At 66.6% G+C, this 13913-nt stretch carries 7 protein-coding genes and 3 rRNA genes; 3 read left to right on the top strand and 7 right to left on the bottom strand.

Annotated features, from left to right (window positions below; all coding sequences use genetic code 11):
• Positions 1-32: 32 nt before the first annotated feature.
• Positions 33-593: a GNAT family N-acetyltransferase gene (locus Sru02f_RS36950; RefSeq protein ID WP_174855204.1), complete on the bottom strand. Its 561-nt coding sequence runs from the start codon at positions 591-593 to the stop codon at positions 33-35.
• Between the two features lie 94 nt (positions 594-687).
• On the opposite strand from Sru02f_RS36950, the gene Sru02f_RS36955 reads away from it, so the two are divergent.
• Entirely contained in the window at positions 688-1962 is a 1275-nt protein-coding gene (locus Sru02f_RS36955; protein WP_164271867.1) for a sensor histidine kinase, read from the top strand.
• The gene (locus Sru02f_RS36960; RefSeq protein ID WP_109035041.1) at positions 1959-2627 is read left to right on the top strand and encodes a response regulator; all 669 of its coding nucleotides are present in this window, start codon (positions 1959-1961) and stop codon (positions 2625-2627) included. Before Sru02f_RS36955 ends, Sru02f_RS36960 begins: the two co-directional genes overlap by 4 nt.
• 63 nt (positions 2628-2690) lie before the next feature.
• Here Sru02f_RS36960 and rrf read toward each other — a convergent pair.
• From rrf to Sru02f_RS36980, 4 genes are all read right to left on the bottom strand, one after another.
• Positions 2691-2807, bottom strand: a 5S ribosomal RNA gene (gene rrf, locus Sru02f_RS36965).
• An 86-nt stretch (positions 2808-2893) separates the two neighbouring features.
• Positions 2894-6014 (bottom strand): 23S ribosomal RNA (locus Sru02f_RS36970).
• 274 nt (positions 6015-6288) lie between these two features.
• Positions 6289-7815 (bottom strand): 16S ribosomal RNA (locus tag Sru02f_RS36975).
• The 16S, 23S and 5S rRNA genes sit together here, the layout of an rRNA operon.
• A 641-nt stretch (positions 7816-8456) precedes the next feature.
• The gene (locus Sru02f_RS36980) at positions 8457-9005 is read right to left on the bottom strand and encodes a MarR family winged helix-turn-helix transcriptional regulator (protein ID WP_109028999.1); all 549 of its coding nucleotides are present in this window, start codon (positions 9003-9005) and stop codon (positions 8457-8459) included.
• A gap of 145 nt (positions 9006-9150) precedes the next feature.
• Here Sru02f_RS36980 and Sru02f_RS36985 point away from each other — a divergent pair, with 145 nt between their 5' ends.
• Positions 9151-10428 (top strand): MDR family MFS transporter, encoded by a 1278-nt coding sequence (locus tag Sru02f_RS36985; RefSeq protein WP_109029000.1) that lies wholly within the window; start codon positions 9151-9153, stop codon positions 10426-10428.
• Positions 10429-10482: 54 nt separating this feature from the next.
• On the opposite strand, the gene Sru02f_RS36990 is transcribed toward Sru02f_RS36985, so the two are convergent.
• Positions 10483-12141, bottom strand: coding sequence for an ATP-binding SpoIIE family protein phosphatase (locus Sru02f_RS36990; protein ID WP_109029001.1), 1659 nt, complete (start codon positions 12139-12141; stop codon positions 10483-10485).
• Between the two features lie 182 nt (positions 12142-12323).
• Entirely contained in the window at positions 12324-13703 is a 1380-nt protein-coding gene (locus tag Sru02f_RS36995; RefSeq protein ID WP_109029002.1) for an NAD(P)/FAD-dependent oxidoreductase, read from the bottom strand.
• Positions 13704-13913: the final 210 nt, after the last annotated feature.

Consider the following 13913-nt stretch of genomic DNA (forward strand, 5'->3'; position numbering starts at 1 on the left):
AGCCCGGCGCAGGCCCGGCGGCGCGAGACGGATCAGCGCTCGAGCACGTACTCCAACTCGTGGTCCCCGGGCCCGCCCTCCAGCGGCACCGTCCGCCCGCTCGGCGCGAACCCCGCCTTCCGGTAGGCCCCCTGTGCCCGCGTGTTGTCGGGATGCACGATGAGCCGCATCCGCTCGACGCCGTTCGCCCACGCCCACTCGAGACCGGCGTCGAACAGCGCCTTGGTCAGTCCGCTGCCCCGCCACTCGGGCCGTACGAACACCCCGACGACATGTCCCTGCCGCCGCTCCACCGGGAACCCGGCCCAGTCCGTCGTCCCGGCCTCCTCCACGAACACGGTCAGCGTGCCGAGCCACAGCCCGCCGGGCCCCGCGGCAATGACCTGCTGCGCCCCGGCGGCCCCCTCGGCGCCACGGGCCGCCCGCTCCTGCCAATAGGAGTCCGGCCGCGCGGCGGCTTCCTCGTACGTTTCCAGGTACGCGAGATCCGCGACCGGGTCCCGCAGCGCACGCAGCCGCAGCTCCTTCACCGCGGGCCACTCGTCGGCGCGTATGGAACGGATCACGTAGTCACCGGGGACCGAGGCACTCATGCCGGCCACCGTAATACCCGGGTACTACGCCCCTCATCTCATATACGGCCCCGGGACGGACGCCCGTCGCGCCCGGACCCCCGACCATGGTCGGATGGAGCCCGTGAAGCCGGTGCCGCAAGACCGAGCCGCCGAACCCGTCACCGAGTACGTCCAGCGCGTCAACCGGCGGATCCGCGGCTTCGACCACCGCCATCCGCTCCCGTGGGACCTCACCCTCACCGGCTTCTGGGTCCTGGCCGCCCTCATCGACGGGACCGGCGACGGCTGGCGCAGCGTCGCCCACGACCCCGACGTCCCCGTCGGCCTCGTCGTCGTGCTCAGCCTCGCCCTCTCCGTCCCCGTCGTCTGGCGCCGCGGCCACCCCCGGCGCGCCCTCCTCCTCACGCTGCCCGCGGCGCTGGTGAGCGCATGGTCGGGCGCCGCCCTCCAGGCCGCCCTGCTCCAACTCCTCCTCGTCCACCACATCGCCCTGCGCCTGCCGCTGCGCAACCTCTGGTGGGCGGTGGCCGTGGTGACCGCGCCGACCTGTGTCTCGGTCGCCCGCTACGGGGACAGCGCGGGCTCCTGGAACCAGCAGCTCGGCTCGCAGCTCGTCGCCATCGGCGTGGCCGCCCTCATCGGTATCACCGTGCGCACCCGGCGCGGCTACACCGAAGCCCTGGAGGACCGCGCCCGCCGTCTGGAAACCGAACGCGACCAGCAGGTCCGGCTCGCCGCCGCCGCCGAACGCGCGCGCATAGCCAGGGAGATGCACGACATCATCGGCCACAACCTCTCCGTCATCACCGGCCTCGCCGACGGCGGCCGCTACGCCGCCGCCAAGTCCCCCGACCGCGCCGCCCAGGCCCTCGACGCCATCGGTACCACCAGCCGCCAGGCGCTCGGCGAACTCCGCCGCCTCCTGGACGTCCTGCGCGACGACGACCAGGACGGCACCGGCCCGGAGCCCGAACTGGCCCCGCAGCCCGCCCTCACGGACCTCGACCGCCTCCTCGACGGCGTACGCCGGGCCGGCCTCCCCGTCCGCACGACCGTCAAGGGGGAGCCCGCCCTCCCCGAGGGCCGCCAGCTCACCCTCTACCGCGTCATCCAGGAAGCCCTCACCAACACCCTCAAACACGCCGGTCCCGACGCCACCGCCCACATCGAGCTGTCCTACGGGGCGGGCGGCGCCGCCACCCTCACCGTCACCGACACGGGCCGGACGGCCCCGCACCCCTCCCGCACGCCGTCCGGCGGCCGCGGCCTGCCGGGGATGCGTGAACGGACCTCCCTGTACGGAGGCACACTTGAGGCCGGCCCGCGCCCGGCCCCGGAGCAGGGCTGGCGCGTCCATCTGCACCTACCGGAGGAATCCCCGCAGTGACCACCGTCCTCATCGCCGACGACCAGCCCCTCCAGCGCTTCGGCTTCCGCATGCTCCTGGAGAGCCAGGACGACATGACGGTCGTGGGCGAGGCGGCCAACGGCGCCGAAGCGGCCCGGATGGCGGCCGAACTGCACCCCGACGTCGTCCTCATGGACGTCCGCATGCCCGGCCTGGACGGCATCGAGGCGACCCGCCGCATCGTCGCGGGCGGCGGCCGCAGCCGCGTCCTCATCCTCACCACCTTCGACCTGGACGAGTACGCCTACTCAGGCCTGCGCGCCGGCGCCTCCGGCTTCCTGGTCAAGGACGCCCAGCCGGAGGAACTCCTCTCCGGCATCCGCGCGGTGGCCACGGGCGACGCGGTGGTCGCCCCGAGCCTCACCCGGCGCCTGCTCGACGCCTACGTCCACCACCTGCCGGCCACCAGCGCACCGGACCACGCGCCCGGATCCCCCGATCCGCGCCTGACCCCGCTCACCGAACGCGAGACCGAGATCCTGCGCGTCATGGGCCAGGGCTGGACCAACACGGAGATAGCCGAGCGCCTCCACCTCGCCGAGTCCACGGTGAAGACACACGTGGGCCGCATCCTGGCGAAGACGGGCTCCAGGGACCGCGTGCAGGCGGTCATCCTCGCCTATGAAACAAAGCTGGTGGGTTAGAAACTAGGGGTAAACGCAGAAAACCCCGCACCGTTCCCGGTGCGGGGTTTCCTCGCAATGATTGTTCGGCGGCGTCCTACTCTCCCACAGGGTCCCCCCTGCAGTACCATCGGCGCTGTAAGGCTTAGCTTCCGGGTTCGAAATGTAACCGGGCGTTTCCCCTACGCTATGACCACCGAAACACTATGAAACAGACAATCAACCGGGTGACCAACACAGTCTGATTGTTCGTGGTTTCAGAACCAACACAGTGGACGCGAGCAACTGAGGACAAGCCCTCGGCCTATTAGTACCGGTCACCTCCACACCTCACGGTGCTTCCAGATCCGGCCTATCAACCCAGTCGTCTACTGGGAGCCTTAACCCCTCAAGGGGGTGGGAGTCCTCATCTCGAAGCAGGCTTCCCGCTTAGATGCTTTCAGCGGTTATCCCTCCCGAACGTAGCCAACCAGCCATGCCCTTGGCAGAACAACTGGCACACCAGAGGTTCGTCCGTCCCGGTCCTCTCGTACTAGGGACAGCCCTTCTCAAGACTCCTACGCGCACAGCGGATAGGGACCGAACTGTCTCACGACGTTCTAAACCCAGCTCGCGTACCGCTTTAATGGGCGAACAGCCCAACCCTTGGGACCGACTCCAGCCCCAGGATGCGACGAGCCGACATCGAGGTGCCAAACCATCCCGTCGATATGGACTCTTGGGGAAGATCAGCCTGTTATCCCCGGGGTACCTTTTATCCGTTGAGCGACGGCGCTTCCACAAGCCACCGCCGGATCACTAGTCCCGACTTTCGTCCCTGCTCGACCCGTCGGTCTCACAGTCAAGCTCCCTTGTGCACTTACACTCAACACCTGATTGCCAACCAGGCTGAGGGAACCTTTGGGCGCCTCCGTTACTCTTTAGGAGGCAACCGCCCCAGTTAAACTACCCATCAGACACTGTCCCTGATCCGGATCACGGACCCAGGTTAGACATCCAGCACGACCAGACTGGTATTTCAACGACGACTCCACCCACACTGGCGTGCGAGCTTCAAAGTCTCCCAGCTATCCTACACAAGCCGAACCGAACACCAATATCAAACTGTAGTAAAGGTCCCGGGGTCTTTCCGTCCTGCTGCGCGAAACGAGCATCTTTACTCGTAGTGCAATTTCACCGGGCCTATGGTTGAGACAGTCGAGAAGTCGTTACGCCATTCGTGCAGGTCGGAACTTACCCGACAAGGAATTTCGCTACCTTAGGATGGTTATAGTTACCACCGCCGTTTACTGGCGCTTAAGTTCTCAGCTTCGCCCCACCAAAATGGAGCTAACCGGTCCCCTTAACGTTCCAGCACCGGGCAGGCGTCAGTCCGTATACATCGCCTTACGGCTTCGCACGGACCTGTGTTTTTAGTAAACAGTCGCTTCTCGCTGGTCTCTGCGGCCACCCCCAGCTCACGGAGTAAATCCGGTCACCGGGTGTGGCCCCCCTTCTCCCGAAGTTACGGGGGCATTTTGCCGAGTTCCTTAACCATAGTTCACCCGAACGCCTCGGTATTCTCTACCTGACCACCTGAGTCGGTTTAGGGTACGGGCCGCCATGAAACTCGCTAGAGGCTTTTCTCGACAGCATAGGATCATCCACTTCACCACAATCGGCTCGGCATCAGGTCTCAGCCTTGTGTGCGACGGATTTACCTACCGCACGGCCTACACCCTTACCCCGGGACAACCACCGCCCGGGATGGACTACCTTCCTGCGTCACCCCATCACTCACCTACTAACCGCTTGGTTCGGCGGCTCCACCACTCCCCTCAACTCCGAAGAGATCAGGGCGGCTTCACGGCCTTAGCATCACGATGCTCGATGTTTGACGCTTCACAGCGGGTACCGGAATATCAACCGGTTATCCATCGACTACGCCTGTCGGCCTCGCCTTAGGTCCCGACTTACCCTGGGCAGATCAGCTTGACCCAGGAACCCTTAGTCAATCGGCGCAAACGTTTCTCACGTTTGTATCGCTACTCATGCCTGCATTCTCACTCGTGAACCGTCCACAACTCGCTTCCGCGGCTGCTTCACCCGGCACACGACGCTCCCCTACCCATCACAGCCGGCGTTGGCCGTATTGCTGCAATGACACGACTTCGGCGGTACGCTTGAGCCCCGCTACATTGTCGGCGCGGAATCACTAGACCAGTGAGCTATTACGCACTCTTTCAAGGGTGGCTGCTTCTAAGCCAACCTCCTGGTTGTCTGTGCGACTCCACATCCTTTCCCACTTAGCGTACGCTTAGGGGCCTTAGTCGATGCTCTGGGCTGTTTCCCTCTCGACCATGGAGCTTATCCCCCACAGTCTCACTGCCGCGCTCTCACTTACCGGCATTCGGAGTTTGGCTAAGGTCAGTAACCCGGTAGGGCCCATCGCCTATCCAGTGCTCTACCTCCGGCAAGAAACACACGACGCTGCACCTAAATGCATTTCGGGGAGAACCAGCTATCACGGAGTTTGATTGGCCTTTCACCCCTAACCACAGGTCATCCCCCAGGTTTTCAACCCTGGTGGGTTCGGTCCTCCACGACCTCTTACAGCCGCTTCAACCTGCCCATGGCTAGATCACTCCGCTTCGGGTCTTGAGCGTGCTACTGAACCGCCCTGTTCGGACTCGCTTTCGCTACGGCTTCCCCACCCGGGTTAACCTCGCAACACACCGCAAACTCGCAGGCTCATTCTTCAAAAGGCACGCAGTCACGAGATACGCGCAAGCACGTATCCGACGCTCCCACGGCTTGTAGGCACACGGTTTCAGGTACTATTTCACTCCGCTCCCGCGGTACTTTTCACCATTCCCTCACGGTACTATCCGCTATCGGTCACCAGGGAATATTTAGGCTTAGCGGGTGGTCCCGCCAGATTCACACGGGATTTCTCGGGCCCCGTGCTACTTGGGTGTCTCTCAAACGAGCCGCTGACGTTTCGACTACGGGGGTCTTACCCTCTACGCCGGACCTTTCGCATGTCCTTCGCCTACATCAACGGTTTCTGACTCGTCTCACGGCCGGCAGACCGTAAAAGAGAGATCCCACAACCCCGCACACGCAACCCCTGCCGGGTCTCACACGTATACGGTTTGGCCTCATCCGGTTTCGCTCGCCACTACTCCCGGAATCACGGTTGTTTTCTCTTCCTGCGGGTACTGAGATGTTTCACTTCCCCGCGTTCCCTCCACACTGCCTATGTGTTCAGCAGCGGGTGACAGCCCATGACGACTGCCGGGTTTCCCCATTCGGACACCCCCGGATCAAAGCCTGGTTGACGACTCCCCGGGGCCTATCGTGGCCTCCCACGTCCTTCATCGGTTCCTGGTGCCAAGGCATCCACCGTGCGCCCTTAAAAACTTGGCCACAGATGCTCGCGTCCACTGTGCAGTTCTCAAACAACGACCAACCACCCATCACCCCGGAACCTACATCCCGAGTGCACTGGGGCCGGCACTGAAGGAAATTCATTCCCTCAGATACCCAACAGCGTGCCCGACACCCTTGCCTTCCCTCACTCGTGTTCCACGCCGAAGCAGTACTGACGAGAAGATCAGGATCAAGTGTGCCGAGTAGTCAACGTTCCACCCATGAGCAACCGTGCAGGACATTTGCCTGCAGTCGGCTATGTGCTCCTTAGAAAGGAGGTGATCCAGCCGCACCTTCCGGTACGGCTACCTTGTTACGACTTCGTCCCAATCGCCAGTCCCACCTTCGACAGCTCCCTCCCACAAGGGGTTGGGCCACCGGCTTCGGGTGTTACCGACTTTCGTGACGTGACGGGCGGTGTGTACAAGGCCCGGGAACGTATTCACCGCAGCAATGCTGATCTGCGATTACTAGCGACTCCGACTTCATGGGGTCGAGTTGCAGACCCCAATCCGAACTGAGACCGGCTTTTTGAGATTCGCTCCACCTTGCGGTATCGCAGCTCATTGTACCGGCCATTGTAGCACGTGTGCAGCCCAAGACATAAGGGGCATGATGACTTGACGTCGTCCCCACCTTCCTCCGAGTTGACCCCGGCGGTCTCCCGTGAGTCCCCAACACCCCGAAGGGCTTGCTGGCAACACGGGACAAGGGTTGCGCTCGTTGCGGGACTTAACCCAACATCTCACGACACGAGCTGACGACAGCCATGCACCACCTGTACACCGACCACAAGGGGGGCACCATCTCTGATGCTTTCCGGTGTATGTCAAGCCTTGGTAAGGTTCTTCGCGTTGCGTCGAATTAAGCCACATGCTCCGCCGCTTGTGCGGGCCCCCGTCAATTCCTTTGAGTTTTAGCCTTGCGGCCGTACTCCCCAGGCGGGGCACTTAATGCGTTAGCTGCGGCACGGACAACGTGGAATGTTGCCCACACCTAGTGCCCACCGTTTACGGCGTGGACTACCAGGGTATCTAATCCTGTTCGCTCCCCACGCTTTCGCTCCTCAGCGTCAGTATCGGCCCAGAGATCCGCCTTCGCCACCGGTGTTCCTCCTGATATCTGCGCATTTCACCGCTACACCAGGAATTCCGATCTCCCCTACCGAACTCTAGCCTGCCCGTATCGACTGCAGACCCGGGGTTAAGCCCCGGGCTTTCACAACCGACGTGACAAGCCGCCTACGAGCTCTTTACGCCCAATAATTCCGGACAACGCTTGCGCCCTACGTATTACCGCGGCTGCTGGCACGTAGTTAGCCGGCGCTTCTTCTGCAGGTACCGTCACTTTCGCTTCTTCCCTGCTGAAAGAGGTTTACAACCCGAAGGCCGTCATCCCTCACGCGGCGTCGCTGCATCAGGCTTTCGCCCATTGTGCAATATTCCCCACTGCTGCCTCCCGTAGGAGTCTGGGCCGTGTCTCAGTCCCAGTGTGGCCGGTCGCCCTCTCAGGCCGGCTACCCGTCGTCGCCTTGGTGAGCCATTACCTCACCAACAAGCTGATAGGCCGCGGGCTCATCCTGCACCGCCGGAGCTTTCGAACCTCGCAGATGCCTGCGAGGGTCAGTATCCGGTATTAGACCCCGTTTCCAGGGCTTGTCCCAGAGTGCAGGGCAGATTGCCCACGTGTTACTCACCCGTTCGCCACTAATCCCCACCGAAGTGGTTCATCGTTCGACTTGCATGTGTTAAGCACGCCGCCAGCGTTCGTCCTGAGCCAGGATCAAACTCTCCGTGAATGTTTACCCGTAATCGGGTGACACCACGAGAGCGGAACAGTCGGAGGAATAATCCGACCGTTCACAGCGTCCTCGCTGTTGTGTTACTTCAAAGGAACCTCAACCCGATCAGGAATCCGATCAGGTCGGGGTATCAACATATCTGGCGTTGACTTTTGGCACGCTGTTGAGTTCTCAAGGAACGGACGCTTCCTTTGTACTCACCCTCTCGGGCTTTCCTCCGGGCGCTTCCCTTCGGTCTTGCGTTTCCGACTCTATCAGATCTTTCCGATCCGATTTCCTCGGTGCTTTCCAGGTTCCCGCTCTCGCGTTTCCCTTTCCGGCGGTTCCGACTCTATCAGATCCTTTCGGCCCTGATTCCCCGTCAGAGGGGGTTGTCTTCCCGGCTGTTGGGCCGTTCCGACGTCTCAAACCTTAGCGGACCCTCTCGGCGATTCCCAATCGGGGTCGATCGGGGCGACGAGAGCCCTGCGGAATTGAATTCGGGCGCGCCGAAGTTATTCCCACTTGGGGGTCGTGCTGGTGGTTTGATTGCCGCTGCTGCGGCGGGAGGTGCTGCCGCAGAACCGTTACGGTCCCGTGGCAACCCGAAGAACCTTACGGATCCCGCAGGGGACTGTCAAGCATCGCTGTCAAGATCTTTAATCGAGGTCGCTGAGCCGACCGCCGGCGTCCGGCTGTGCGTGCTCCACCCTGCGCAGGAGGCGGGTCAGCACGTCACCGAGCGCGGTGCGGTCGTCGGCGGAGAGGTCCTGGAGCAGGTCCTCCTCGAAGACCGTGGCGAGGCGCATGGCCGCCAGCCACTTCTCGCGCCCCTCCGCCGTGATCGCGACGATCACGCGCACCCGGTTGTTCTCGTCGCGCTCCCGGGTGACCAGGCCCTCCGTCACCATGCGGTCGATCCGGTGCGTCATCGCGGCGGGCGTGAGGCCGAGGCGCTTGGCGAGGTCGCCGGGGCCGAGCCGGTAGGGGGCGCCGGAGAGCACGAGGGCCTTCAGCACCTCCCAGTCCGTGTTGCCGATGCCCAGCTCGGCGGTCTGGCGGCCGTACGCGACGTTCATACGGCGGTTGAGGCGGGAGAGCGCCGAGACGATCTTCTCGACCTGGGGGTCGAGGTCCTGGAACTCGCGCTGGTAGGCGGCGATCTGCTCTTCGAGTGTCGGCTCGCCGGCGCCGGAGGTGTCGCCCATGGCCGCAGTATGGCACGCGGCTCCTTTGCTTTGAAGTCCTTCGGTATGTACTCTTTACCTTCGAACTTTAGCTTCTAAGTCTTCAGCTCTAACGGCTGAAGCGGACGATCAGAGAGATCAAGAGAGGGTGAACGTGACCAGGGCAATGGGCGCGGCGATGCGCCGGATCCACGTGGGCAACGCACTCAGCGCGTTCGGACTCGGCTTCACGGTCCCCTACCTGTACGTCTATGTGGCGCAGGTACGGGGACTGGGTTCTGTCACGGCGGGCCTCGTGCTCGCCGTCTTCGCCGTGGCCGCGCTGATCGTGCTGCCGTTCGCCGGGCGGGCCATCGTCCGCCGTGGTCCGCTGCCGGTGCTGCTGGTCGCCCTGGTCACCGCCGCGCTCGGCGCGCTGAGCCTCGGGCTGTCGGCCTCGGCCGGCACCGTGCTGCTGTCCGCCGCCGCGCTGGGGGCCGGGCAGGCCGTGATGCAGCCCGCGCTCGCGACGATGATCGTGGACTGCTCGACGACGGAGACCCGGTCGCGTGCCTTCGCGATGCAGTTCTTCCTGCAGAACCTGGGGCTCGGCGTCGGCGGACTCATCGGCGGTCACCTGGTCGACACCACGAGCCCGTCGTCCTTCACGCTGCTGTTCGCCATCGAGGCGGCGATGTTCCTGGTGCTGGTGGCCGTCATGGCGACGGTGCGGGTCCCGCGCGCGCCGCGGATCGAGGGGGCGCCGGGACAGGCCGGCGGCGGAAGCTGGAAGCAGCTCCTGGGCAACCGCGCCATGGTGCAGCTGTGCGTCCTGGGCTTCGTGCTGTTCTTCGCCTGCTACGGGCAGTTCGAGTCGGGGCTGAGCGCGTACGGCGTCGAGGCGGCCGGGATCTCCACGTCCGCGCTGGGGACCGCGCTGGCGGCGAACACGCTGATGATCGTGATCGCGCAGTTCGCGGTGCTGAAGTTCGTGGAGCGGCGCAAGCGGTCCCGGGTCATCGCGTCCGTGGGGCTGATCTGGGCCGTGGCGTGGGCCGTGGCCGGGTACGCCGGGCTGGGGCACGGCAGCCAGACGATGGCCACGGCCGCCTTCATCTCGACGTACGCGCTGTTCGGGCTGGGTGAGGCGATGCTGTCGCCGACGCTGGCGCCGCTGGTGGCGGACCTGGCGCCGACCGGTCTCGCCGGGCAGTACAACTCCGCCTTCGCCCTGGTGAAGCAGCTCGCGCTGGCGATCGGTCCGGCGGTCGGCGGGCCGCTCGGGGCGTCGCTGCACGCGCCGTACATCGTGGCGTTCCTGTTGTTCTCGCTGGGCATCACGGTGCTGGCGGTGCGGCTGGGGCGGCAGCTCACCGATGTACAGAACCAGCCGTCGCTGGCCAGGAGCCGGGTGGTCACGCAGGGCGGGGCGCCGGCCGACGCCGTGGTGGCCGCGGAGGCGTGAGCGGGCCGGGCCGGTAGCGGCGGGGCCGGGGTTCGTACCCGCTCCGCCGTCGGCTCAGGGCTTCTGCAGGACGAACTCGCACCAGACCGCCTTGCCGCCGCCCGGGGTGCGTCTGGACCCCCAGTTGGAGGCGATCGTCGCGACGATGGCGATGCCCCGGCCGGACTCGTCCCCCGGCTCCGCGCGGCGGCGTCGGGGCAGGTGGTCGTCGCCGTCGGTCACCTCGATGATCAGGCGGCGGTCGGTACGGCGCAGCCGCAGCCGCATCGGCGGGGTGCCGTGCTGGAGGGAGTTGGCGACCAGTTCGCTGGTGGCCAGGACGCCGAGGTCGTGCAGCTCGGCGGGGAAGCGCCAGCTGGTGAGGACGCCGGAGGCGAAGGCACGCGCGCGCGGGGCCGCTTCCACGCCGCCGAGCAGTTCCAGGGCGGCGTTGCGGAACAGCTCCGCCTCGGCGCCCTTGCGGGCGGGGTGCTGGAGGACCAGGACGGCGACGTCGTCGTCGTGGTCCGGGGTGACGCCCGCCGAGCGGACCAGCCGGTCGCAGACCACCTGGGGCGTGCCGGTGGCGCCGGACAGGGCGCGCTCCAGGGCGGCGATGCCCTCGTCGAGGTCCTCGTCACGGCGTTCGACCAGGCCGTCGGTGTAGAGGACGGCCGTGGAGCCGGGGGGCAGGGCGATCGAGCCGGACGCGTGGATCCAGCCACCGGTGCCGAGCGGCGGGCCGGTGGGTTCGTCGGCGCGCTGGACGGTGCCGTCCTCGTCGCGGACCAGGATGGGGAGGTGGCCGGCGGACGCGTAGACCAGCCGGCCCTCGTTCGGGTCGTGGATGGCGTAGACGCAGGTGGCGATCTGGTTGGCGTCGATCTCTGCGGCGAGGCCGTCCAGGAGCTGGAGCACCTCGTGCGGGGGCAGGTCGAGGCGGGCGTAGGCCCTCACCGCCGTGCGGAGCTGACCCATGACGGCCGCCGCGCGGACGCCTCGGCCCATGACGTCGCCGATGACCAGGGCGGTGCGGCCGCCGCCGAGGGTGATCACGTCGTACCAGTCGCCGCCGACCGCGGCCTCGGTGCCGCCGGGGTGGTAGGTGGCGGCCACGCGCAGGTCGTCGGGCTCCTCCAGCTCCTGCGGGAGGAGGGAGCGCTGGAGGGTGACGGCGGTCTCGCGCTGGCTGCGTTCGCTCGCGCGCAGGCGGCCGGCGGCTTCGGCGTGGTCGGTGACGTCGGTCGCGAAGACGAGCACTCCGCGGCCGTCGCCGTTGTGTCCGGCGGTGACCGGGGTGCAGGTGAAGGTGTAGGAGCGGCCGTCCGGGGCCTTGCGGGACTTGAGGGTGCGGGGCCTGCCGCTGCGCTGGACCTGGTCCAGGAGCGGGAAGAGGCCCGGCTCGTCCAGCTCGGGGAGGGCTTCGCGGGCGCGGGCGCCGAGGTCGCGGATGCCGAAGGCGGCGACGTAGGCGTCGTTGACGTAGGCGAGGCGGTGTTCGGGGCCGTGCAGGAGGGCGACGAGGGCCGGGACGCGGCCGAGGACGTCGCGGACGGGCAGTTCGTCGACGCTGGGGACGTCGGCGGCGAGCGGGGCCTCGTCGGCCAGCTGTTCGGCGCGGGCGGCGGGTACGGAGCCGTCCGCCCGCCGGTCCGGGGAGAGGGCCGTGTCGGTCCGCGCGGCGGCGCGGCGCTGTGTTCCGGGGAGTCGGGCGCTCCAGCGCGTGAAGTTCACGAATCCTTGCCTCGTGTAGTTGTCGGCGGCCGGGGACCGGGGCGGGCCGGGGCGGCCCGGGCCCCGGGGGCCGCGCTGGGGCGAGCGGCGGCGCGCCCGCGGTGGTGGACCAGTCTGGCAGGGTGCCCGCCTGGCCGACATCCGTCAGACGCCCCAGTGGCCGGGGGAGTTCCTGGGTCCGGTCAGGACGACCCCTTCGGGTTGTGCGGGGGCTCCTGAGAAGGCTTTCCACCGGCCGCGAGTTCGAACTCCGCCCGCGGATGTTCGAGTGAGCCCAGGGAGACGATCTCCCGTTTGAAGAGCCCGGCGATCACCCATTCGGCCAGTACGCGCGCCTTCCGGTTGACGGTGGGGACGCGGCTGAGGTGGTAGGCGCGGTGCATGAACCACGCGGGGTAGCCCTTGAGCTTGCGTCCGTAGACGTGTGCGACGCCCTTGTGGAAGCCGAGGGAGGCGACGGAGCCCGCGTACCGGTGCGCGTACGTGTCGAGGGGCTCGCCGCGCAGGGCGTGGGTGACGTTGTCGCCGAGGACCCTGGCCTGGCGGACGGCGTGCTGGGCGTTGGGGGCGCAGGTCCGGCCGGGTTCCGCCGCGGTGACGTCGGGGACGGCGGCGGCGTCACCGGCCGCCCACGCGTGCGGGGCGCCGTCGACCGACAGGTGGGCGGTGCAGGCGAGCCGGCCGCGGTCGTCGAGGGGCAGGTCGGTGGCGGCGAGGACGGGGTGCGGCTTGACGCCGGCCGTCCAGACGACCGTACGGGTGGGGAAGCGGGAGCCGTCGCTGAGGACGGCGACGCGGTCGGCGCAGGACTCGAGGCGGGTGTCCAGGCGTACGTCGATGTTGCGGCGGCGCAGTTCGGTGACCGTGTAGCGGCCCAGTTCCTCGCCGACCTCGGGCAGGACGCGGCCCGAGGCCTCGACGAGGATCCACTTCATGTCCTCGGGGGTGACGTTGTGGTAGTACCGCGCGGCGTAGCGGGCCATGTCCTCCAGCTCGCCGAGGGCCTCCACGCCCGCGTAGCCGCCGCCGACGAAGACGAAGGTGAGGGCGGCGTCGCGGATGGCGGGGTCGCGGGTGGAGGAGGCGATGTCCATCTGTTCGAGGACGTGGTTGCGCAGGCCGATGGCCTCCTCGACGGTCTTGAAACCGACGCCGTGGTCGGCGAGTCCGGGGACGGGCAGGGTGCGCGAGACGGAGCCGGGGGCGAGGACGAGTTCGTCGTAGGTCAGCCGGCGGGCGCCCGTCTTGGCCTCGTCGGTGGCGAGGGTGGTGACGGTGGCGGTGCGGGTCGTGTGGTCGATGGACCGGGCCTCGCCGACGACGACGTCGCACTGGCCGAGGACGCGGCGCAGGGGCACGACGACGTGCCGGGGGGAGATGGAACCGGCCGCCGCCTCGGGGAGGAACGGCTGATAGGTCATGTAGGCGTCGGGCGTGACGACCGTGATCTCGGCCTCGCCCCGCCGCAGTTCGCCCTTGAGATTCCGTTGCAGCCGCAGGGCCGTGTACATCCCGACGTAGCCACCGCCGACAACGAGAATGCGCGCACGTTCCTTCACCATCCCATGACGCACCCGGCGCTTGCGTTTGTCCACAGGCTCGTCAATTTGTGTGACCGGAGATCGTCGGGGCGCCCAGCCGCGGGAATCGACGTCGCACGGCGTGATCACGCAGGTCAGCGTGGGTGAGTGGGGGCTCGGAGGGCGGCACATTCGGGGCGGGTGCGAGCCGTGCTCCGATCGGGGGGCGCTCCGTGCGGAACGTGCCCCTTC

The organism is Streptomyces rubrogriseus (assembly GCF_027947575.1).
Classification (GTDB): Bacteria; Actinomycetota; Actinomycetes; order Streptomycetales; family Streptomycetaceae; genus Streptomyces; species Streptomyces rubrogriseus.

Bases quoted from the DNA above. Each gene is read 5' to 3' on its own strand.
- Sru02f_RS36950 (WP_174855204.1), bottom strand. From the start codon at position 593: ATGAGTGCCTCGGTCCCCGGTGACTACGTGATCCGTTCCATACGCGCC.
- Sru02f_RS36955 (WP_164271867.1), top strand. From the start codon at position 688: ATGGAGCCCGTGAAGCCGGTGCCGCAAGACCGAGCCGCCGAACCCGTC.
- Sru02f_RS36980 (WP_109028999.1), bottom strand. From the start codon at position 9,005: ATGGGCGACACCTCCGGCGCCGGCGAGCCGACACTCGAAGAGCAGATC.
- Sru02f_RS36985 (WP_109029000.1), top strand. From the start codon at position 9,151: ATGGGCGCGGCGATGCGCCGGATCCACGTGGGCAACGCACTCAGCGCG.
- Sru02f_RS36995 (WP_109029002.1), bottom strand. From the start codon at position 13,703: ATGGTGAAGGAACGTGCGCGCATTCTCGTTGTCGGCGGTGGCTACGTC.